This is a genomic window from Runella rosea (genome assembly GCF_003325355.1).
In the GTDB taxonomy this organism is placed as follows: domain Bacteria; phylum Bacteroidota; class Bacteroidia; order Cytophagales; family Spirosomataceae; genus Runella; species Runella rosea.
Genome location: NZ_CP030850.1, coordinates 4,282,706 through 4,305,204, shown reverse-complemented (window position 1 = coordinate 4,305,204; position 22,499 = coordinate 4,282,706). Strand labels below are relative to the sequence as shown.

The following is a 22,499-nucleotide window of genomic DNA, read 5'->3' as shown; positions in this document are numbered from 1 at the left end:
TGACTCCCCAAATATAAAAAATAAAGCTTTACAGATGATGGGTTATTTGTCAGCTCAATAATTCAATTCCTACAAAATTATTGGCAACAAAATCAACTATTTGCTCTAATTTTGACCACGAATTACCGTTTTTCCTCATGCTCATTTCTCTTCAAAACGCCTTTGTACGTCGTTACGACACCGTGATACTTTCTGAGTTGGATTTCCAAATTCTCCCTAGAGAACAATGGGCCATTGTGGGCGAAAATGGCAGCGGCAAAACAACTTTGCTGGAAGTATTGGCGGGAAAATGGCCCGTTTGGCGAGGAAAACTTACTCATTCGTACGGTGAAGTGTTGCTGTCAAAAGTCGCCGAGCTAGTCCCTTCCGATTATTCATTTAATCGAATCGTAGCTTCGGCCGCCCAATATTATCAACAGCGTTTCCACAGCTTTGAAGCTGAAATAGCACCTACCGTACGGGACGTGTTGACCAATCAACTCAAACCCGTCGGTACGGTAGATGAGCATTCGGTACAATTACCCGAATCTACTGTTTCGGAAGAAGATTTACTAAAAACCGCCCGCCTGCTTTCCATTGAACACCTGCTCGACCGCCCTTTTGTCACGCTTTCCAACGGCGAAACCCGTCGGATGATGCTCACACGGTCATTGCTCAAAAAACCTAAACTGTTGTTGTTAGACAATCCTTTTGCGGGTTTGGATGTACACTCGCGCGATGTCTTGCGCGAGGCATTAAAGCAATTAAAACACGAAGGCATTTTGGTCATTCTGGTAACTTCTTCGATCGAAATTCCCGAAAGCGTGACGAATGTATTGGAATTGAAAGAAGGAAAAATCGTGGGTGTGACTTCAGGCAGTTCATCCCCTGAATTCACACCCCAGACAAACTTGAGCACGAATTTAACCGCAGAACATAGACCTTTACAGGATGATAAAGCAGCACAAGCCGTACATCAAGATTTTGAGTTGGCGGTCAATCTGCGAAATATCAACGTGGCTTATGGTAGTAAGAAAGTGTTGATAAACGTAGATTGGAAGATCAAAAAAGGAGAAAAGTGGGCTTTGGTGGGGCCTAACGGTTCAGGAAAATCAACGCTATTGAGCATCCTGACCGCCGACAATCCTCAGCGTTTTGCCAACGACTATGACCTTTTTGACGTCAAACGTGGTGGCGCTTCAATGTGGGATGTAAAAAGTAAAATAGGCCACGTTTCGCCCGAATTACATTTGTATTTCCCGCAGGAAACCACCGTTTTTAAGGCCATTGCGTCTGGTTTTTTTGATGCTACGGGGGTTTATTTCAGGAAGTTGACCGAGGAACAAATTCAACGTACGCACGTGGTGGCTGAGTGGCTGAATGTAAACTCATTTATTGAAAAACCGTTTAAAAATATTTCGAAAGGACAACAAAGGCTGGTACTTTTGGCCCGTGCATTGGTCAAAAATCCGCCGCTTTTAATTTTGGATGAACCCTGTCAGGGATTGGATTTTGCGGCGGTCGAACATTTCAAGGAAGTCGTTGATATCATTTGTGATACGCCCGAGCGTATGCTCATCTACGTATCGCATTACGCCCACGAAATTCCGAGCTGCGTTACCCAAACGTTGCGTTTGGAAGAAGGAAAAGTTATCTAAGCTAGAACATTATTGACCACTTTCTACGAAGCGATTGGTACGAAATACCTGGGGCGCTTGTCTTCTGCGCGCATTTACTAAAAAGAGCTGGTAGGTTCCCCGTTCAAGAAAACATGCTGGAATCTCGCCAGCAAAACCCTGCCTAAAATACTGCTGTTTGGTCAAGAACTGAATTGGATTGGTTTTGGTGGCTGTGGCCGAAATAAAGTAGAAACGTCGATTACTTTTCAACATCCACAACCAAGCCTCCCCTTGATTCAGTTGAAACCTGAGCGTGTCGGTTTTTACGGTTGCTACGCGTCTACACCGGGCGGTATCTTCCGAAACTGTTTCCCATTCTAGCGTCGTTGGAATAAAAGGTAGCAATGAATCCGTTTTTAGAGCGCTAACATCCATCAAAGGGGAGTCAGTTTGACAAACTATATTTTGGGACTGCGAAGTTTGATAGATTTCGGGCAAACCGTTTTGGTCCTTCCAGTTCAGATACAGCAGGTTATTGTGTTGCATGTTGTAAGTATCTGCCCAAAATTTCTGATACTCCATGTAGCGATAACCCCAATCACGGTAATAAGATAACCCCCAAACACCCATACTGACTCCTAAAAACACAAGAAAGAGCCGATGAAGAATGACTTTATTATTTTGTAATTGAATGAGCAAAATAAGGTATCCAATCCCTACAAGCAAGGCAGAATAATGCCGATAACGACCCAACAACGCAGCATCAGCGCCCACAGGCTCAGTACGTAAAAGGGCTACAGCCGCCGCTGTCAGTAAGGCAAAAAGCGCATAAGCAGTTAACTTAAATGTAGAGGAACTCCAATAACGCGCTTGCTGAATAGTTTTGAAATTGGTTAAAAGCAAAACGAGCATTATCCCAGCTCCCAAGCCCGCCGCTACCCATTTAAAACTTCCCGAAATAAAATCTCCGTAGCCGCCAATAAACAGACAAATCCCCAAAAGCCACTGCACAGGGTTGGTTTGAATACCGTATGTAGCATCGGGCACTCCAAGAGATTTGGCCCACCAATAACCTCCTAAAAAAACAATACCCAAAAGGGACCATATCGCCATTTGTGCTAGAGACGCCCGCTGCACGATTAAGACGCCCAAGCCAATAAATATACTCAAGAGCCCATTTCCGTTGGAAAAAGTCGCCCCTGCAGCACAAAGAAACGCCAATGCAAAATGCCAACGACTTAGCTTTTGCTCATTATTTACCAACACATGGATGGATTCAAAGGCGAGCCAAATCACCACCATATTTGACCAAACGGCCATTGGCCACAGTGCCGTTTCGGTAAATTGAAGCTGAAACAGAATAAAAAGAACAGGCAAAAAGTATAGGGAGGGCATTTTGGCCTCTTTCGAACTCCCGTAAAGCAACCACGCCACCCGAACCCAACAAAGATTGCCGACCACAACCATGGTTTTAAGATTAACACAACCGCTGATTATAACCTGTAAATAGGCAATTATTTTAGCCGGTAATATGACATGCTCACGAAACGGCGTAAAAAAAAGCTTTAAGGATTGTTCATCAAAGGGAAAGGCATGATTAATAAATCCAAAAATCACGGGGAGGTCATCCTCGTTGGGAAATGGAATACTGAAGCGAAATAGGTATACAAAATAGGCAAAAACGGGGATTGCGGCAACAAGGGCTAAAATAATTCGTTTGGGCATACGCTTACGCTATAACGTGAAAAACCTGACAGATTTGCAGGATAGAAACAGTCATGCAAATCCGTCAGGTTTTTGTAAGTCACCGCCCACCACAAGTTTGGGATGGTTTTGCACGGAACAAATATACAAAACCAACGAAATTCATCGCGTAATTTTACCCATTCTTAGGCTTGGCCTTTTTGGCATCAATCACTGTTTGAAAAGTACTAACCCCCGATGCCCCAAAAAAGCCAAGTGCCTTGCGTCCATTTGGGTTGACATTGGTAACGTTGGTAAAAATATTGGAAGGTGGGGTTGCAAAAAGTCCACCATTGGTAGATTCGATACGTACTTGGTTGAGAAAATAATACGCTTCTAGCGACACACTTAGCAGCTCTACTTTCACCGTATCTTTCTCAAGCGCAAACTCTATCTGAGGCACCACCGATTGCCGAATCGGAAGAATAAAAATCAAGCCATCGCTATTGGCACCAGGACTAAACGCCGCATCAAAAGCCGTTGAGATATTGCTTGCGCTATTGTAGTACTTACCATTTCGGTATGATTTTATCCAATAACAATCCCCTACGCCAACAGGGTCACGCGCAAAAAACTCTGGCTTATAGCCTTCTTGGGGCGAGCCGTCGCTGGGTGCAATAGGAAATTTATCGAAAAAATACGTCATTGAATCAATCTTGGGTACGCGATTGAGTTTGGTTGTAGCCCGGTATTCTTCCGTGCCAAATTTAACATTGAGCGTATACGTTCCCCCGATGCGCCCCAGCGAATCACTTGCCGAAGCTGGTTTCCACACATAGTACCCGTTGTTTTTGAGGTCTTTAAATGTAAAAACTTTGCCTTTATCGTCGGTAACAATAACGCTGGCATTCAGTACGGGCTTAGCGGGGCTATTGGCAAAATAAGGGGCCGATTCTGTCAAGCGAATGGTATGTTCGGTGGCTTGATTGGTTACCCAGCCGTCTACAACCAACTGAGGGTCTCCTGAAGGAATATCTAAGTCTACGACATCTTCACAGCTCGTCAAAGCGCTAAGAATGAGGGCAAAAAGAAACAATTGAGCGAATATTTTTTTCATGGCAATGTATCTATTGTCAAAAATCAATGATCAAAATTTGAAATTATACGTCACAGCAGGAATCACACTGCCAATGATGGAATAACGCACCGCCTCGGTTTGGAGGTTATTATCCTCATTTTGTTGTACATAAGTTGAAAACGGATTCCGACGGTTGTACGCGTTATACACGCTAAAAACCCATTCCCCCTGCCCTTTGCCAAACAGCTTTTTCTTGGATTTGAGCGTAGCACCAAAATCCAAACGGTGATAAGAAGGAATCCGCGAAGCATTGCGCGAATCATTTACATTCTGAGGCAATGCCCATCCTCCCCATTCAAAGCGATTGGTAGGGAAAGAAGCCGGCGTACCCGTGTTGAAGGCAAAATTGGTGGAGAAACTCCAACGCTCATTCAGTTGGTATAAACCTACCACTGAGAGATTGTGGGTTTTATCAAAACGGGCGGGAAACCAGCCGTTATTATTGATTCCTTCTATTTTTCGTTCTGTACGCGCCAAAGTATAGCTCAGCCACCCCGTTAGTTTTCCACGGTTTTTCTTTACGTAAAATTCTGCTCCATAGGCCCGACCATTGCCGAAGAGCAAATCGCCTTCGAGGTATTTATTGAGCAATAAATCCGAATTACGAACATAATCAATTTGGTTTTGGAGGTCTTTATAATACACCTCTACGGAAGCTTCGTAGGTATTGTCCTGAAAATTCTGAAACCACCCCAACGCCACTTGGTCAGCAATTTGAGGTTTAATGATTTTTGAACTCAACGTCCACACATCCAACGGCGAACTTGCGGCGGTGTTGGACAATAAATGCAAATACTGCACGGTACGGTTATAGCTGGCTTTGATAGAAGTTGATGGCGAAAGTTCAATTTTTGTCGAAAAACGCGGCTCCCAATTTCCATATTCATTGATTACCCCCGTTTCATATTTGGTTTCTGAAACGGGAATCTTACGCTCCCCTTTGACGATTTCCTGAAATTCAAAGTTGGTTCCTGGACCCAGATTTCTAAAATGCGAATAGCGAATTCCGTACTGAAACGATAACCAATCGTTTACTTTTTGTTCATTGCCAATGTACAGCGCCGATTCATCGGCGTAGCGCGCGTCGAGGCTAATGTTGCGTGACTCCCCGCTCGAAATCGCCAATGCAGTGCCAGGCTTTGAAGTATAGTTGATGTATTGCCCCCCAAACGTAACCGTATTGTTTGGCGTTAAGTAATACGTAAAATCAGGTTTCAGGCTCCACGTCTGAATGTTTGAATTCCACTTGAATTTATCGCCAGTTTTGCTCGTATTGTTGCGGTCTGATTCCAATCCGTAGTCATAATTCGAATAAAACGTGGTAAAATTCATAAAAAGTTTGTTGTTGAACACGTGATTCCAACGCGCCGTGGCGGTTTGATTTCCCCAATCAAACCCGAAGTCAGCGCCAAACACATCGCGGCCAAAATAACCAGAGGCATAAACGGTGTTTTTGTCGTCAATCCGATAATTAGCTTTGGCCGTAAAGTCATAGAAATAAAAGCGCGACCCTTTCAAATCTCCGCTCAAAAATGGCTTGGCCAACACATCAATATACGACCGACGACCCGCTACAATAAACGAGCCTTTTCCTTTGGCAAAAGGCCGTTCATAGCTCAACCGAGAGAAGATTGTGCCCACGCCGCCGTTAATTTCTGTCTTTTTTGAATTCCCTTCTTTGAGCCTCACGTCCAGAATAGAGGAAATACGCCCACCGTATTGTGCAGGAATACCTCCTTTCACCAACTTGACGTCTTTGATGGCATCGGGATTAAAAACCGAGAAAAAGCCAAACAAATGGGAAGAATTAAAGACGGGGGCTTCGTCCAGCAGAACCAAATTTTGGTCAATATTACCCCCACGAACGTTAAAACCGCTCGCCCCCTCTCCTACGCTTGTCACCCCTGGCAACAACTGAATACTGCGCACTAGATCTACCTCACCCAACAATGCCGGCATTTGGCGGATGGTCTTCATTTCCACCTTATTGACCGACATTTCGATGTTTTTGACGTTCTCGTCCTCTTTTGTAGTCTTGATAACGACTTCTTGTAGCTTAAGGCTTTCATCTTTGAGTTCGAGACTGAGTTTTAAATCGGCGGTAAGCTCAATTTTTTTTTCGATTTTTTCGTAACCGATGTAATTGAAAACCAATGTGTAAGTCCCAGTTGGCAGATTAAGCGCATAGTAGCCATAATCGTTGGTGACGGTTCCGTTGCCAATTTCGCGCACATAGACCGATACGCCAATCAGGCTTTCGCCGTCTGAGGCATCTTTTATGTACCCGCTTACGGTCTTTCGTTCTTGGCTGTATCCGTAGGTAAGCGTTAAAAGAAAGACCAGACTCGTTAAGATTTGTTTCATAGCTGATGATGGGTTATTGATTGTTTTTAAATGACAACCTGCGAGGAGGGTTCCCCTATCTATATGTTTGTACTTTTCTGATATAGAAACGTTGCAAACCTACTTCATTGTTCAAAAAAATAAGATAAAATTGGGATGAAGTGCCTTAAAAACGGCGTAAACGGGAAGAATACAGGTATTAAAAATGCAAAAGCACCGCCGAAGCAGTGCTTTTGGTGTATCTTTTAAAAAAGTTAATCTACCACTACTTCATCCATTGCAATCGTAGTAGGGCGTCCTGCAGCGGGATGTCCTTCGGGAGCTGGACCAGCGTTTTTTGCGCGAATTCGAATATAACGGGCACGGGCCGTTTTAAAATCTGCCACTACTGGCATAATCTCCCACGGGCCCTCCAGTGCGTACTTTACAGGCTGAGCCAATGCATCTTTAAAGCTTTCACCATCGCGCGAAAGGCCAATTTCGACCGACGTAGGTGGAAATACATTGTTCATAATCACTTTGAGAAAATTGGCAGAGACCTTGGTAACAGGTTTTACATCTCCTAAATCAATCGTAATTTCAAAATCTTTGCCCGACAGACGCACCCATTCGGCGCTGTTTCGAGGGCTTTGCGCGACTTGTCCATCGGTCAATTTCTTTTTGTCGGTATCCACGCCTTCGGCCGGTGCATTGGCGTAGGTATAGGGTTTTCCTTTGGCACGATGAATGAAAAACTTTTCTTCAAACTTTGCTCCCGCCGTTGTGATGGCCTTTATCGTGGTGATTTTATCCAACGTAATGGGCATTAAATATTCGGTCGAGCTAGTCGATGGTTCTTTGCCATCAGTGGTATAATATATTTTGCTGTCGGAGTCCAGTTTTTCCAACCGAACCTGCAATTGTCCTTGGTTATTAAACTGCGTCACGGCCCGCACGTCCAGAATTCGTTTTGAATAATTGACTTTCAGGTAATCTAATCGTTTTAAATGTTCTTTCAGGCGCGTGGCAAAATCTTCAAAATTCTTTCCGCCCGAAGGCACCCAAGCCACTTCGGCAATGGCCGTGGCGCGTGGGAACGTCATGTATTCTACCTGTGCAGGGCTAGGCATATATTCGGTCCAAACATTGCCCTGAACTCCCAAAATGTATTTTTGTTCTTCCGGAGAAAAACCTGCCCCTGGATCATACTCATATACTTTTTCAATGGGTAAATACCCACCGATAGCCAAAGGTTCTTTGGCAGGATTGGCCTGATAATAGTCTAGGTAGTAATAAGTATTGGGAGTCATGATGACGTTATGCTTTTGCTTGGCGGCTTCAATGCCCCCTTGGGTACCGCGCCAGCTCATCACCGTGGCATTGGGCGCTACGCCACCTTCCAAAATCTCATCCCAGCCGATAATGGCTCGCCCTTTGGAGTTAACAAACTTTTCGATACGCTTGATGAAATAGCTTTGCAGTTCATGTTCATCTTTGAGATTCAATTTTTTAATTAAATCTTGACAAAAAGCGCTCTGCTTCCAAGCATCTTTGGGGGCTTCATCTCCTCCAATATGAACATATTTCCCTGGAAACAAGGTAAATACTTCTGTCAACACATCCTGCAAAAACGTGAAAGTTTTCTCGTTGGGACAATAAACGTCGTTCATTACGCCCCATTTGGTGGCCACTTCGTATTTTTTTGAAGGCTCACAACCCAACTCAGGGTAGGCCGCCAATGCCGCCGAAGAGTGTCCGGGCAATTCAATTTCAGGAATAATGGTTACGTATTTTGATTGGGCATACTTTACTACCTCTTTGATTTCGGCTTGGGTATAAAAACCGCCATTCTCCTTTCCATCAAACTTTTGAGGATAGTTTTCTGAATACTGACCCATGAGCGTTTCTTTTCGCTTTGAGCCGACTTGAGTCAGTTTTGGATATTTCTTTATCTCAATGCGCCAGCCTTGATCATCGGTTAAATGCCAATGAAAAATGTTCATTTTGTGCAAGGCCAACAAATCAATGTATTTTTTTATAAACGAAACGGGCATAAAATGCCGACTGACATCCAGCATGAGGCCACGATGACCAAAACGGGGTTTGTCCTGAATTTGACAAACAGGCATCGACCATGAAACATTTTCGACAGGTACGGGACTAAAAACAGACGTCGGTAATAGTTGCAGAATGGTTTGCAACCCGTAGAAAGCACCTTGTGGTGTTCCTGCATCTAGCATTACCCGGTCAGCGCTTACACTTAACTTATAGCCTTCTGTACCAAGTCCTAATGCTTTATTTAGACGAATATAAATTATGTTTTTGGCCGTTGGTGTAGCTGTTGCGGCAACGGCTAAAGGTAATTTTGAAGCCGTTTTCAACGTCGTTACCAAACTTTGGGCAATGGGTTTTAATGGTGCATCCTTGGCCGTAACAATAATTTTAGTTTGCGCATTTAATACAAATGTACCCTCACCTCCATTGAATTGTGCAGGAAAGGGAATCAAATTATAGGTATTTTCTTGGGCTTGAAGAAGTGTAAAGCGTAAGGTGCAAAGTGTAAAGAAGAAAATTAGTTTTTTCATGCTCATAATAAATCGTTTGAAAAACAAAGGAACTAAAAAACGGCTGGAATTGGAAAAAAGTATTCTCCCATCAAAAGCAAAAAAACGCCCCAACCTAAGTCGGGGCGTTTTACTATATAAACTAATTGGAAACCTATTAATTCGCCAATTCACGTTTGCCACGACGAGAGCTGTTGCGCTCGCGTGACTCTGTCACCGTTTCGAGGTCTTCTTTCGAACCAATGATGAGTTTTTGGTAACGACGGGCACCTGTACCGGCAGGAATCAAGTGACCTACGATCACGTTTTCCTTCAAGCCTTCGAGGGTATCGCGTTTTCCGCGTACAGCCGCTTCGCTCAATACTTTGGTCGTTTCCTGGAACGACGCCGCAGAGATAAAGCTTTCAGTACCCAACGACGCTTGCGTAATACCCATCAGGGTTGGCTGAGCAACCGCAGGTTTAGCATCACGGGCAGTCACCAAACGTTGATCACGGCGCTTAAGCGTTGAGTTTTCGTCACGCAAACGACGTGCAGAAATCAACATACCCGGTTTGAGGGATTCTGAATCACCAGCATCTTCTACCACTTTCATGTCGAGTACACGGTCGTTTTCTTCGCGGAATGTCCACTTATCAACGGCCTGCATTTCGAGGAAGTTGGTATCACCTGGATCCATAATTTCAACTTTCTGCATCATCTGGCGTACGATACACTCAATGTGCTTATCGTTGATTTTCACCCCTTGTAAGCGGTAAACCTCTTGGATTTCATTTACGAGGTACTCCTGTACGGCGGTTGGTCCTTTGATGGAAAGAATATCACTTGGCGTGATAGCTCCGTCAGAAAGCGGCTCACCAGCTTTTACGTAGTCACCGTCCTGTACCAGAATGTGTTTCGACAATGGCACAAGGTATTTTTTACGAGTACCGTCTTTCGACTCGATGTTGATTTCACGGTTACCGCGTTTGATGATACCGTAAATAACCACACCGTCGATTTCAGATACTACCGCAGGGTTAGACGGGTTACGTGCTTCGAACAATTCCGTAACACGTGGCAAACCTCCCGTAATATCGCGGGTTTTACCCAACGTACGAGGAATTTTCGCCAACGGCTGTCCTGTTCTCACCACGGCACCATCTTTGATTACCAGGCGAGCACCCACAGGTAAGTTATAGATTTTCTCTTCGATGTCAGTCAAAAGCGGACTTTTTCCTTTTACCAGAATACCTGGGTTTTTGGTACGGTCGCGGCTTTCGATGATTACCATTTCTTGGAAGCCCGACTGCTCGTCGATTTCTTCGCGGAACGTAATACCTTCTTCAATCGCTTCGTATTCGATTACCCCGTTAAATTCTGATAAGATAACGGCGTTGTACGGATCCCAGTTACAAAGTTCTTGTCCTTTGGTTACTTTTTGTCCTTCTTTTACCAACAATGTAGCCCCATAAGGTACGTTGTTTGCAATCAGTACTTGTCCGTTGGCTTCGCTGATGATACGAATTTCACCCGAACGTCCCATCACGATGGTAGCAGGGTTTCCTTCGTTATCGGTCGAATCTACCGTACGCATATCTTCAAATTCCACTTTACCGTCAAACTTGGTTTTGATGGAGGCTTCTTGCGCAATGTTTTGCGCAACCCCACCCACGTGGAATGTACGAAGGGTCAGCTGTGTACCTGGTTCTCCGATTGACTGTGAGGCAATTACCCCAACAGCTTCTCCGTTTTCGGCCATACGTCCCGACGCCAAGTTACGTCCGTAGCATTTCGAGCAAACCCCATTGCGGGTTTCGCAGGTCAATACCGAACGAATCTCAACGGCTTCAATGCTGGTTTCGTCGATGCGAGACGCAATTTCTTCCGTGATTTCGCTTCCTGAAGCAATGATTAGCTCACCAGTAAGCGGATCTAAAATATCGTGAACCGATACACGACCTAAGATACGTTCTGCCAATGGCTCAACGATGTCTTCGTTGTCTTTCAACGCCGAGATTTCAATACCGCGCAGGGTACCACAATCTTCTTCGTTTACGACTACATCCTGGGCCACATCGTGCAAACGACGGGTCAGGTAACCTGCATCGGCCGTTTTCAACGCGGTATCCGCCAAACCTTTACGTGCACCGTGGGTAGAGATGAAGTACTCCAATACGTCAAGACCTTCTTTAAAGTTTGACAGAATCGGGTTTTCAATGATCTCTCCTACGCCACCCGCCAGGTTTTTCTGAGGCTTAGCCATCAGACCGCGCATACCACCCAACTGACGTACCTGCTCGCGAGAACCACGGGCTCCCGAGTGCATCATCATATATACTGAGTTGAATCCTTGCTGGTCATTTTCCAATTGCGTCAGAAGCGTATTAGCCAACTTGGTGTTGGTACGCGTCCAAACGTCAATGATTTGGTTATAACGCTCGTTTTCCGTGATCAGACCCATCATGAAGTTGTCCATCACACCCTGAACTTCACCTTTGGCTCCATCGATAAGCTGCCATTTTTCATCAGGGATCTTGATATCACCCAAACCGATCGACAACCCACCTTTAAATGCCGTCTGGAAGCCTAAGTGCTTGATTTCATCCAAGAACTGAGCACAACGCGCATTACCCGCAATTTTGAATACGTGACCGATGATTTGCTGCAATTTTTTCTTTGTCAACAATTCATTGATGTATCCTACTGATTCAGGAACAAACTGGTTGAAAAGGATTCGACCCGCTACGGTATCAATCAATTTCTTCTCCAATGTACCATCCTCGTTACGAACCGTTACGCGGCATTTGATATGAGCATGTTTCGACAATTTGCCTTCGTTGATGGCAATGATGACTTCGTCTGCCCCGTAAAATATACCACCCTCTCCAATGATTGGAATCTCTGGTGTTGATTTGCGTCCTTTAGTTACGTAATACAAGCCCAAAACCATGTCTTGTGAAGGTACCGTAATTGGTGCACCGTTGGCTGGGTTCAAGATGTTGTGTGACGAAAGCATCAACATAGATGCCTCCAACACAGCTTCTTGTCCTAGTGGTACGTGAACCGCCATTTGGTCACCGTCAAAGTCAGCGTTGAACGCCGTACACACGAGTGGGTGCAGCTGAATGGCTTTTCCTTCAATCAACTTAGGTTGGAACGCCTGAATACCCAAACGGTGAAGCGTTGGAGCACGGTTGAGCAACACGGGGTGTCCTTTCAACACGTTTTCCAAAATATCCCAAACCACAGGGTCTTTACGGTCAACGATTTTCTTCGCAGACTTAACCGTTTTTACGATTCCGCGTTCGATTAGTTTACGGATAATAAACGGTTTGAATAACTCAGCCGCCATATCTTTAGGAAGTCCGCACTCATGCAATTTGAGTTCAGGGCCTACTACAATTACCGAACGACCAGAATAGTCAACACGTTTACCCAATAAGTTTTGACGGAAACGGCCCTGCTTTCCTTTCAACATATCGGAAAGAGATTTCAAAGCACGGTTTCCTTCGGAACGAACGGCGTTTACTTTACGGCTGTTGTCAAACAAAGAGTCAACCGCTTCTTGCAACATCCGTTTTTCGTTACGCAAAATCACCTCAGGAGCTTTGATTTCGATCAAACGCTTCAATCGGTTGTTACGAATGATTACGCGACGATACAGGTCATTTAAGTCAGAAGTAGCAAAACGTCCACCATCCAATGGCACCAATGGACGCAATTCCGGTGGAATCACGGGCACCATACGAATCACCATCCACTCAGGGCGGTTTTCGATACGGGTGTTGGCATCACGGAGGGCTTCCACTACTTTCAGACGTTTCAGCGCTTCCGCTTTACGCTGTTGTGAGGTATCATTGGCTGCATTGTGGCGCAGTTCATAAGACAATTCGTCCAATTGTGTGCGTGACAATAACATTTCCAACCCGTCGGCACCCATCTTAGCGATGAATTTGTTGGGGTCAGTGTCAGGCAACATTTGGTTTTCGCGCGGCAGTTTATCCACGATGTCCAAGTATTCGTCTTCGGTCAGGAAGTCCATTTTATTGACTCCGTCTTCCGCTTTGATACCCGGCTGAACAACTACATAACGCTCGTAATAAATGATTTGGTCCAATTTCTTGGTAGAAAGGCCCAAGAGATAACCGATTTTGTTTGGCAAGCTACGGAAATACCAGATATGAGCTACGGGCACAACCAACTCGATGTGTCCCATCCGTTCGCGGCGTACTTTTTTCTCCGTTACTTCAACTCCGCAACGGTCGCAAATAATACCCTTGTAACGAATGCGCTTATATTTACCACAGTGACATTCCCAGTCTTTTACCGGTCCGAAGATGCGCTCGCAAAAAAGTCCGCCCATTTCAGGTTTATAAGTCCGATAATTGATTGTCTCCGGCTGGGTTACCTCGCCATAAGAGCTCTCCAAGATAGACTCTGGCGACGCCAAGCTGATGGTAATCCGCGAAAAGTCACTATTGATTTTCTTGTTTTTCTTGAATGACATTTCGGATATTGTTTTTGTGAAAATGATTTTTGAAAGCATTGCCTTACAACACAAAACGTTGTAAGGCAATGAGAATTAATCCATTGTGATTTCGAGAGCGAGACCTCGTAACTCGTGAATCAATACGTTGAATGATTCAGGAATATTTGGTTTCGGAAGGTTTTCACCTTTCACAATCGCTTCGTACGCTTTTGCTCGTCCGATAACGTCATCCGATTTCACGGTCAAAATCTCTTGCAGAATGTGCGACGCTCCAAATGCTTCGAGTGCCCACACTTCCATTTCTCCAAAACGCTGTCCTCCAAACTGGGCTTTACCACCCAATGGTTGCTGCGTAATGAGGGAGTATGGTCCAATCGAACGGGCGTGCATTTTATCATCCACTAAGTGACCTAATTTCAGCATGTACATGATACCTACTGTTACGTTTTGGTCAAACATATCTCCTGATTGACCATCATAAAGTGGTGTACGTCCGAATTCAGGAATTCCAGCTTCGTTCAATTCAGCAACAACTTGATCCTCAGTAGCTCCGTCGAAAATAGGCGTTGCATATTTGCGGCCCAATCTTCTGCCGGCCCAAGCCAAAATGGTCTCATAAATCTGACCAATGTTCATACGTGAAGGTACCCCCAGTGGGTTCAACACGATATCCATCGGTGTTCCATCAGCAAGGAAAGGCATATCTTCATCGCGAACGATTTTTGCCACAACCCCTTTGTTTCCGTGACGACCAGCCATTTTATCACCCACTTTCAGCTTACGCTTCTTGGCGATATATACTTTGGCCAACTTCACGATACCCGCAGGGAGTTCATCTCCAACTTCCAACGTAAAGCGGTCGCGCTTGAAGCGTCCAGCAATTTCGTTGCGACGTTTTTGATAGTTTTTCACCATTTCAAACAACATCTTGTTGGTTGTAGGATCTTCTGTCCAACCTTCGATAATTAAATCGCCCAACAAGTTTACTTCTTCCGCAACGACATAACCTGCCTCATCCCGGTAAGGGTTTTTGTCAGGGAATACGTTATTGATGATGTTAACACGGCTGAATTTCACCCCTTTACTGATGATATCTTCGCCGAATTTATGTTTTACTCCCGCACTTGTTTTACCATCGAGAAGTTCCACCATTTTATCAATGATGACTTCACGAAGTTTGGTCAAATCGCGGCTGTACGCTTTCATTAACACTTTCAACTCATCCTTCTGCTTAACGCGCTCATCACGGCCTGGGCGAGAGAAAAGCTTGGTATCAACGACCACACCTTTCATCGATGGAGGTGCTTTACGAGAAGCATCTTTCACGTCACCCGCTTTGTCACCAAAGATGGCACGCAACAGTTTCTCTTCTGGCGTTGGGTCTGACTCTCCTTTAGGAGTAATCTTACCAATCAAAATATCTCCTTCTTTTACTTCTGTTCCGATACGAACAATACCGTTTTCGTCAAGATTCTTAACCGCTTCCTCACTTACGTTCGGAATTTCAGCCGTCAATTCTTCTTCTCCGCGTTTGGTATCCCGTACTTCCAAATCAAATTCTTCGATGTGGATTGAAGTAAAGATATCATCACGAACAACTCTTTCTGAGATTACGATAGCATCCTCAAAGTTGTATCCTTGCCAAGGCATGAAGGCTACAAGTAAGTTACGTCCCAAAGCCAATTCTCCAGCTTCAGTTGCGTACCCTTCGCTCAAAATATCACCTTTTTCCACTTTTTGGCCTTTCAGCACCATTGGACGAAGGTTGATACAAGTATCTTGGTTGGTACGACGGAATTTAACCAAGTTGTAAGTAACAACATCACTGTCAAAACTTACAAGGCGTTCTTCATGGGTGCGCTCGTAGCGAACAACAATTTTGGTGGCGTCCACAAACTCAATCACTCCATTTCCAGTCGCTACAACCAATGCACGCGAATCACGGGCAACGCGTCCTTCCAAACCAGTACCTACGATAGGTGCCTGAGGACGGAGAAGCGGCACTGCCTGACGTTGCATGTTTGAGCCCATCAAAGCACGGTTAGCATCATCGTGTTCCAAGAATGGAATCATAGAAGCGGCTACCGATACAATCTGGTTGGCGGCAATATCCATCAACGACGCCTGCGAAGGATCCACCATTGGGAAGTCACCTTCAAAACGCGTCTTGATTTTATCAATCAGGAAGTTCCCTTTATCATCAACAAACGCATTGGCTTGCGCGATATAACGTGAATCTTCTTCTTCGGCCGTCAGATAAACCAGTTCATTGGTCAATTTACCATTATCAATCACGCGGTAAGGCGTTTCGATAAAGCCCATGCTGTTTGTTTTGGCATACACGCAAAGGGAAGAAATCAATCCGATGTTTGGACCTTCGGGCGTTTCAATCGTACAAAGACGTCCGTAGTGCGTATAGTGAACGTCACGAACCTCAAAACCAGCGCGTTCGCGGCTCAAACCACCTGGCCCTAGTGCAGACATACGACGCTTGTGCGTAATTTCTGCCAGAGGGTTGGTCTGGTCCATGAACTGCGACAACTGGTTTGTACCAAAGAATGAGTTAATAACCGACGATAATGTACGGGCATTAATCAAATCAATCGGTTTAAAGTCCTCGTTATCCCGAACGTTCATACGCTCTTTGATGGTACGAGACATACGCGCCAAACCTACCCCAAACTGGGCCCATAGCTGCTCTCCCACGGTACGAACACGGCGGTTCGACAAGTGGTCAATATCATCCACTACGGCTTTGGCGTTGATAAGGCCGATTAAGTATTTTACAATGGACACAATGTCTTGGGTAGTTAACACCTTGGTTGACATTGAAATATCTAATTGCAATTTTTTATTTACCCGGTAGCGTCCTACATCTCCTAAGTCATAACGCTTATCTGAGAAAAACAGGCTTTGAATTACTTCACGGGCCGTTTGTTCGTCAGGTGCTTCTGCGTTACGCAATTGGCGATAAATCTGCTCAACCGCTTCTTTTTCTGAGTTAGAACTATCTTTTTGCAGCGTATTATAGATGATATTGTAATCCGCCATGTTCATGTCCTCACGGTGCAGAATAATAGATTTCTGACCCGAGTCAAGGATCACGTCCAAGTCATCGGCTGATACAATAGAATCACGCTCTAGCAAAACCTCGTTACGGCTGATAGATACCACTTCACCAGTATCTTCATCTACGAAGTCTTCTGTCCATGTGCGCAAAACCCGCGCCGCCAAACGACGGCCAACGGCTTTTTTCAAGCTTGCCTGAGTCGCTGGAATTTCTTCCGAAAGTTCAAACAAATCAAGGATTTCTTTGTCAGAGCCAAAGCCAATTGCGCGTAAAAGGGTAGTAACTGGGAATTTCTTTTTCCGGTCAATGTACGCATACATTACGTTGTTGACGTCGGTTGAGAATTCAATCCAAGAGCCTTTGAATGGAATAATACGGGCCGAATATAGTTTTGTTCCGTTGGTGTGTTTGCTCATTGAGAAAAACACGCCTGGTGAACGGTGCAATTGTGAAACGATAACACGCTCGGCACCATTGATAACAAAAGAACCTTTGACGGTCATGTAAGGGATTGCTCCCAAAAACACTTCCTGCTCAATGGTTTCAAAATCTTCGTTGTCGGCATCATTACACTTAAGGCGCAATTTTGCTTTCAACGGCACAGAATACGTTAATCCGCGAGAGATACATTCATCTACCGAATACTTCGGTGGATCAAGTGCATAATCGACAAATTCAAGTACGAAGTTTTCGCGGGAATCTGAAATAGGAAAGTTTTCCTGAAATACCTTATACAAGCCTTCTTTGTGACGCTCTTCAGACGCAGTGTCTAAATTAACGAATTCACGATAAGAACGAACTTGCACATCCAGGAAGTCCGGATAGTCAATAACAGGCTTAATCCGGGCGAAATTTTTACGTGGAGGTTGTTTGGTTACCAAGGCTTTATAAGTTTTTTTGGTGGATAGAGCCCAACGTCAGTGTGACAATGTATAACGCTGGAAATCAATGATTAGTTTACAAAAAACTTAGCACGCCTCGTAGTTTTCAAAAAGTTTTCATCCCTCTGCATCGCTCCTACGAGTGGCGAAGTGTTTCAGATGAAACTCAACTCTCATCCCCAACGGAGAGTTTTAAAGGAGTCCCCTTTGGGGTAAGGGGCTTAAAACAGGAAAAGACCTGACGCAAGGTCAGGCCTATCCCTAAGGAATTTGGATGTAGAAAATAGAAATTACTTAACTTCTACTTCAGCACCAGCTTCTTCCAATTGTTTTTTCAAAGCTTCTGCTTCGTCTTTAGAAACACCTTCTTTCAAAGGTTTCGGAGCTCCGTCAACGAGTTCTTTCGCTTCTTTCAAGCCAAGGCCTGTCAAATCTTTAACAAGTTTCACAACTTGAAGTTTAGCGGCTCCAGCTGCTTTCAAGATTACATCAAAAGAAGTTTTTTCTTCTACTACAGGAGCTGCATCACCACCACCTGCGGCGGCTACCATTACAGGAGCTGCGGCTGCGGGTTCGATACCATACTCATCTTTCAAGATTGCTGCAAGTTCGTTTACTTCTTTTACAGTAAGATTAACAAGTTGCTCAGCGAATGCTTTCAAATCTGCCATTTTATTGAAAGTTAAAATTGTTTCTGTTTATGTTTTGATTGATTAATATTTGCTGCTGTTGTCAGTCGTAAAAAATACGTTCCAAAAGCAACGTCTTGGTCAAAGACGATGGATTATCCTTCGCGTTCTGACAAAGTTTTGAGGATACCAGCCAATTTGCCTCCGCTGCTTTGCAATGCCGATACGACATTTTTTGCAGGTGATTGCAATAGACCAATAATTTCCCCGATTAATTCCTGTTTTGACTTCAGGGTCAAGAGCGTGTCAAGTTGATCAGCACCGATGAAAAGGCTATATTCAACCGAAGCACCTTTAAGCTTCAATTTATCATTGCCTGATTCTTTACGGAATTCTTTGATCAATTTCGCAGCAGCTTTACCTGACTCCGGATGGAACATGATTCCTGAAAAACCCTTCAAAACGGTATCGTTAAAAGGCGTATAATCAGTATCTAAAGTTTCCAATGCTTTTGCAATCAGCGTATTTTTAAAGACACGATACTCCACGCCTTGTGTAAAACACTTACGGCGCAGATTGTTTGTTTCTCCCACTGTCATGCCAGTAGCATCAACAATATAGAAATAAGGTATCGCCTTGAACTTCTCGCTGAGTTCGTCTATGATAACGGCTTTTTCTTCGCGTGTCATAATTATATTCCTGCAATCGTGCTTTTATCAATCACTACACCCGGACTCATTGTACTCGATAGGTGTACGGTTTTTACATAGGTACCTTTAGCCGAAGATGGTTTGAGCTTCATCAAAGTAGCAATCAATTCTTGGGCGTTTTGGGCAATTTTATCAGAACCAAAAGACACACGGCCAATGCTGGTATGAATAATACCAAACTTATCAACCTTGAAGTCAATTTTACCCGCTTTTACCTCTTTTACAGCCTTACCGACTTCAAGGGTAACAGTTCCTGATTTAGGGTTTGGCATCAAACCGCGAGGTCCTAAGATTTTACCTAATTTACCGATTTTAGCCATTACAGTAGGCATGGTGATAATCACATCCACGTCTGTCCAGCCTTGTTCGATTTTTTTTACGTATTCATCCAAACCTACATAATCAGCACCTGCCTCTTTGGCTTCGGCTTCTTTATCAGGAGAGCAAAGTACCAAAACGCGTACTTCACGACCTGTACCGTGCGGTAAGGCCACCACACCGCGAACCATCTGGTCTGCTTTGCGGGGGTCAACACCCAAGCGAACATCAATATCTACTGAAGCATCAAACTTAGTATATGAGATGTCTTTCAGAATTTCTGCTGCTTTTTCGAACGAATACTCCTGGCTGGAGTCATATTTCGCTAAAGCATCTTTTCTTTTTTTAGTCAATTTTGCCATTGTTCAAAATGTCTTTACGTCCGCTTGTGATTAGTTATCCCAAGGAGCTTGCCCTGATACTGTAATACCCATACTACGCGCCGTTCCCGCAATCATTTTCATTGCAGACTCAATTGTGAAGCAGTTCAAATCAGGCATTTTGGTTTCAGCGATCACTTTCACTTGATCCCAACTTACCGATCCTACTTTTTTACGGTTTGGCTCAGCCGAACCGAGTTTCACTTTTGCAGCCTCCATAAGCATAATGGGAGCCGGTGGAGTTTTGATAACAAATTCAAATGATTTGTCTTTGTAGTATGTAATTACTACGGGCAATACCATTCCCATTTTGTCCTGCGTACGACCGTTAAATTGCTTGCAGAACTCCATGATGTTCAAACCTTTCGAACCTAATGCAGGTCCGATTGGGGGAGAAGGATTGGCCTGGCCACCTTTCACTTGCAGTTTGACGTAACCTGCTACTTCTTTCGCCATCGTTATTAAACGTTTAAGTTGGCGTTACCGGTTCAAGCGTACGGCTGACAGACGAAAGTGGAAGCTTTTCGTCTCGTACTCCCGGCAACATTCTGATAAATCAGCTTTCTTTTTCGACTTGTGCGTAACTCAGCTCCACGGGCGTACTACGCCCGAATATTTTTACAACGACATTTAGCTTCTTCTTGTCGTCAAAAATTTCTTCAACCGTACCGATAAATCCGCTGAAAGGCCCATCAATAATTTTTACGCTTTCGCCTTTCATGAAACTTACTTTCGGTGCTTCTACTTCTTCTACTGCGTCTTCTACTTTACCCAGAATCCGATTAATCTCGGCTTGCCGCAACGGCACTGGTACTTTAGAATTCCCCGTAGTATTACCCAGAAAACCTAAAACACCTGGCATAGTAGTAATCAAGTGATAGGCATCTCCCTTCGACAAATCAGCAGAAATGATGATATAACCTGGAAAAAAATTCTTTTCACGTATCCGTTTTTTACCGTTACGCATTTCAACAATTTTCTCGGTTGGAATCAGGATTTCAGGAATTGACTCTTGAATACCTTGTCTGGTAATTTCGTTTTCGAGATAAGTTTTGATCTTTTTCTCCTGACCAGACACTGCCCGGATAACATACCAATTCAGATTGCTCATACCTGCTCAATGTTTGGGTGACAGGGACAAATACCCTTAAAATGACTGATAAATAAAAGAGAGGGCATTTTCGAAGATGAAGTCCATAAGACCTACCACGGCAGCGAAGATCAACGACCCCAACAATACCAAAGTAGTGCTAGACTGTAAATCTGTAAGTTTGGGCCATGTGACATTATGTCTTACCTCGTCCCAGGAGGCGGTTACGAATTCTATAAATGAGTTCATTTTGCGCAAAAAATAGCACGGGCACCAGGACTCGAACCCAGACCGACGGTTTTGGAGACCGTAGTTCTACCTTTAAACTATGCCCGTGTAAAGATGTCTTTTCAAATCGGACTGCAAAAGTAGAGATTTATTTTTTCAACTGCAAGACTTTCAGAAGATTTTCAATTTTTTGTTAATAATTTCTTTACTAAAACCAAACTAAAAACGGTCAGTACCGCTCCCATCATAAAAGGAGCACCTGCAAACTGAAAAGGAGCAGAAGGAGACGTAAAATACGCAAAGAGAGAAGTCATCATGATTGGCCCAAAAATCGCCGTTAAACTCATCAAGCCCGTAAGGGCACCTCGAAGCTCACCCTGTTCATTGGGAGGTACTTCATTGGACATAATCGCCTGTAGGGCAGGCGTAGCAATTCCTCCTAGTGCCGACAAGATGGTAATGGCAAACATCATCCAACCTTTATCGGCAAAAGCATACAACAGGAAACTTAAGGCATAGAGGGAAAGCCCCCAATAGATAGATTTTGTATTTCCTAACCTTGGAATAACAGTTCGTGTTAAACCGCCCTGTACAATAGCGGCCATCAAACCCACAAAAGCCAATGAGTAGCCAACCCATTTCTCATCCCAACCAAATTTTTCCATGGTAAAATAGGTCCAGGTGCTTTGAGTAGCATACCCAGCAATATATGTCAAAACCAATGGAATAACCAGGCCGAAAATAACCGGATATTTTTGTAAATGCCGCAATGCACCTACGGGGTTGGCACGTTTCCAATCAAATGGGCGGCGATTTTTTACCTCAAGCGATTCGGGCAACACAAAATAGCCGTAAATACAATTCAATAAACTTAACCCTGCCGATACGAAAAAAGGCACGCGCGGCCCATATTGCCCCAACAACCCTCCAATCATTGGACCAAGAATGAATCCTAACCCAAAAGCAGCGCCAATCAACCCAAAATTCTGTGCTCGTTTTTCAGGGGGGCTAACATCAGCAATATAGGCTCCAGCGGTTGAAAAGCTTGCCCCAAATATACCCGCTATGACTCGGGCCAAAAATAACCAACCTATGCTTGAAGCAAAAGCGCTGAAAATATAATCTAATCCAAAACCAAATAAAGACCCCAGTAATATAGGCCTGCGACCGTATTGGTCGCTCAAACCACCCAAAATCGGCGAAAAGATGAATTGGGCAACTGAGTAGACAAACATCAGCCAACCTCCATAGAGTGCCGCGTCTGAAAGGCCTTCACTTGTCAGTTCCTGTATAAGTCTTGGTATAACAGGTACAATGATTCCGATACCAGTTATGTCAATTAATAAAGTAATGAAGATAAAAATGAGTGCAGAGTTACGTTTTTCGGCCATGGGCACAGTTTAATAAGAGCGCACAA

The 22,499-nt window shown here is 44.2% G+C and carries 14 protein-coding genes and 1 tRNA gene; 1 reads left to right on the top strand and 14 read right to left on the bottom strand.

Translation table 11 applies throughout. The features are described from left to right. The first annotated feature begins 137 nt into the window (after positions 1–137). Positions 138–1,637: an ATP-binding cassette domain-containing protein gene (locus DR864_RS18055; protein WP_114068275.1), complete on the top strand. Its 1,500-nt coding sequence runs from the start codon at positions 138–140 to the stop codon at positions 1,635–1,637. 9 nt (positions 1,638–1,646) lie between these two features. Here the strand turns inward: DR864_RS18055 and DR864_RS18050 are convergent, their stop codons facing one another. The 14 genes from DR864_RS18050 to DR864_RS17985 all read right to left on the bottom strand — a co-directional run bounded on the left by DR864_RS18050 (position 1,647) and on the right by DR864_RS17985 (position 22,473). Beyond that, positions 1,647–3,323, bottom strand: a complete 1,677-nt coding sequence (locus DR864_RS18050; RefSeq protein ID WP_114068274.1) for a hypothetical protein — start codon at positions 3,321–3,323, stop codon at positions 1,647–1,649. A 154-nt stretch (positions 3,324–3,477) separates the two neighbouring features. Then, positions 3,478–4,398 (bottom strand): DUF4249 domain-containing protein, encoded by a 921-nt coding sequence (locus DR864_RS18045; protein ID WP_114068273.1) that lies wholly within the window; start codon positions 4,396–4,398, stop codon positions 3,478–3,480. Positions 4,399–4,428: 30 nt separating this feature from the next. Beyond that, positions 4,429–6,783, bottom strand: a complete 2,355-nt coding sequence (locus DR864_RS18040; protein ID WP_114068272.1) for a TonB-dependent receptor — start codon at positions 6,781–6,783, stop codon at positions 4,429–4,431. 233 nt (positions 6,784–7,016) lie between these two features. Beyond that, on the bottom strand, positions 7,017–9,326 hold the full coding sequence (locus DR864_RS18035; RefSeq protein WP_114070351.1) for a glycoside hydrolase family 20 protein: 2,310 nt from the start codon (positions 9,324–9,326) through the stop codon (positions 7,017–7,019). 136 nt (positions 9,327–9,462) lie between these two features. Next, a complete protein-coding gene (rpoC, locus tag DR864_RS18030) occupies positions 9,463–13,794 on the bottom strand; it encodes a DNA-directed RNA polymerase subunit beta' (protein WP_114070350.1) in 4,332 nt (1,443 codons plus the stop codon). Between the two features lie 75 nt (positions 13,795–13,869). Further along, positions 13,870–17,727: a DNA-directed RNA polymerase subunit beta gene (rpoB, locus tag DR864_RS18025; protein WP_114068271.1), complete on the bottom strand. Its 3,858-nt coding sequence runs from the start codon at positions 17,725–17,727 to the stop codon at positions 13,870–13,872. A 290-nt stretch (positions 17,728–18,017) separates the two neighbouring features. Then, positions 18,018–18,398 (bottom strand): 50S ribosomal protein L7/L12, encoded by a 381-nt coding sequence (gene rplL / locus DR864_RS18020; protein WP_013927556.1) that lies wholly within the window; start codon positions 18,396–18,398, stop codon positions 18,018–18,020. Between the two features lie 113 nt (positions 18,399–18,511). After that, a complete protein-coding gene (gene rplJ / locus DR864_RS18015) occupies positions 18,512–19,045 on the bottom strand; it encodes a 50S ribosomal protein L10 (protein WP_114068270.1) in 534 nt (177 codons plus the stop codon). Between the two features lie 2 nt (positions 19,046–19,047). Further along, positions 19,048–19,746, bottom strand: a complete 699-nt coding sequence (rplA, locus tag DR864_RS18010; RefSeq protein WP_114068269.1) for a 50S ribosomal protein L1 — start codon at positions 19,744–19,746, stop codon at positions 19,048–19,050. A 30-nt stretch (positions 19,747–19,776) separates the two neighbouring features. Then, on the bottom strand, positions 19,777–20,220 hold the full coding sequence (gene rplK / locus DR864_RS18005) for a 50S ribosomal protein L11 (RefSeq protein ID WP_114068268.1): 444 nt from the start codon (positions 20,218–20,220) through the stop codon (positions 19,777–19,779). A 100-nt stretch (positions 20,221–20,320) separates the two neighbouring features. Then, positions 20,321–20,875, bottom strand: coding sequence for a transcription termination/antitermination protein NusG (nusG, locus tag DR864_RS18000; protein WP_114068267.1), 555 nt, complete (start codon positions 20,873–20,875; stop codon positions 20,321–20,323). Between the two features lie 36 nt (positions 20,876–20,911). Next, positions 20,912–21,103 carry a preprotein translocase subunit SecE gene (secE, locus tag DR864_RS17995; RefSeq protein WP_114068266.1) on the bottom strand — a complete coding sequence of 64 codons (192 nt, stop codon included), beginning with the start codon at positions 21,101–21,103 and terminating at the stop codon, positions 20,912–20,914. Between the two features lie 16 nt (positions 21,104–21,119). Then, positions 21,120–21,190, bottom strand: a tRNA-Trp gene (locus DR864_RS17990). 74 nt (positions 21,191–21,264) lie between these two features. Next, on the bottom strand, positions 21,265–22,473 hold the full coding sequence (locus DR864_RS17985; RefSeq protein WP_114068265.1) for a TCR/Tet family MFS transporter: 1,209 nt from the start codon (positions 22,471–22,473) through the stop codon (positions 21,265–21,267). Positions 22,474–22,499: the final 26 nt, after the last annotated feature.

Coding starts and splice junctions, on each gene's coding strand:
- DR864_RS17985 (WP_114068265.1), bottom strand. CDS start 22,473: ATGGCCGAAAAACGTAACTCTGCACTCATTTTTATCTTCATTACTTTA.
- DR864_RS18040 (WP_114068272.1), bottom strand. CDS start 6,783: ATGAAACAAATCTTAACGAGTCTGGTCTTTCTTTTAACGCTTACCTAC.
- DR864_RS18050 (WP_114068274.1), bottom strand. CDS start 3,323: ATGCCCAAACGAATTATTTTAGCCCTTGTTGCCGCAATCCCCGTTTTT.
- DR864_RS18055 (WP_114068275.1), top strand. CDS start 138: ATGCTCATTTCTCTTCAAAACGCCTTTGTACGTCGTTACGACACCGTG.
- rpoC (WP_114070350.1), bottom strand. CDS start 13,794: ATGTCATTCAAGAAAAACAAGAAAATCAATAGTGACTTTTCGCGGATT.
- rplA (WP_114068269.1), bottom strand. CDS start 19,746: ATGGCAAAATTGACTAAAAAAAGAAAAGATGCTTTAGCGAAATATGAC.
- nusG (WP_114068267.1), bottom strand. CDS start 20,875: ATGAGCAATCTGAATTGGTATGTTATCCGGGCAGTGTCTGGTCAGGAG.
- rplK (WP_114068268.1), bottom strand. CDS start 20,220: ATGGCGAAAGAAGTAGCAGGTTACGTCAAACTGCAAGTGAAAGGTGGC.
- DR864_RS18045 (WP_114068273.1), bottom strand. CDS start 4,398: ATGAAAAAAATATTCGCTCAATTGTTTCTTTTTGCCCTCATTCTTAGC.
- DR864_RS18035 (WP_114070351.1), bottom strand. CDS start 9,326: ATGAAAAAACTAATTTTCTTCTTTACACTTTGCACCTTACGCTTTACA.
- rplJ (WP_114068270.1), bottom strand. CDS start 19,045: ATGACACGCGAAGAAAAAGCCGTTATCATAGACGAACTCAGCGAGAAG.
- secE (WP_114068266.1), bottom strand. CDS start 21,103: ATGAACTCATTTATAGAATTCGTAACCGCCTCCTGGGACGAGGTAAGA.
- rplL (WP_013927556.1), bottom strand. CDS start 18,398: ATGGCAGATTTGAAAGCATTCGCTGAGCAACTTGTTAATCTTACTGTA.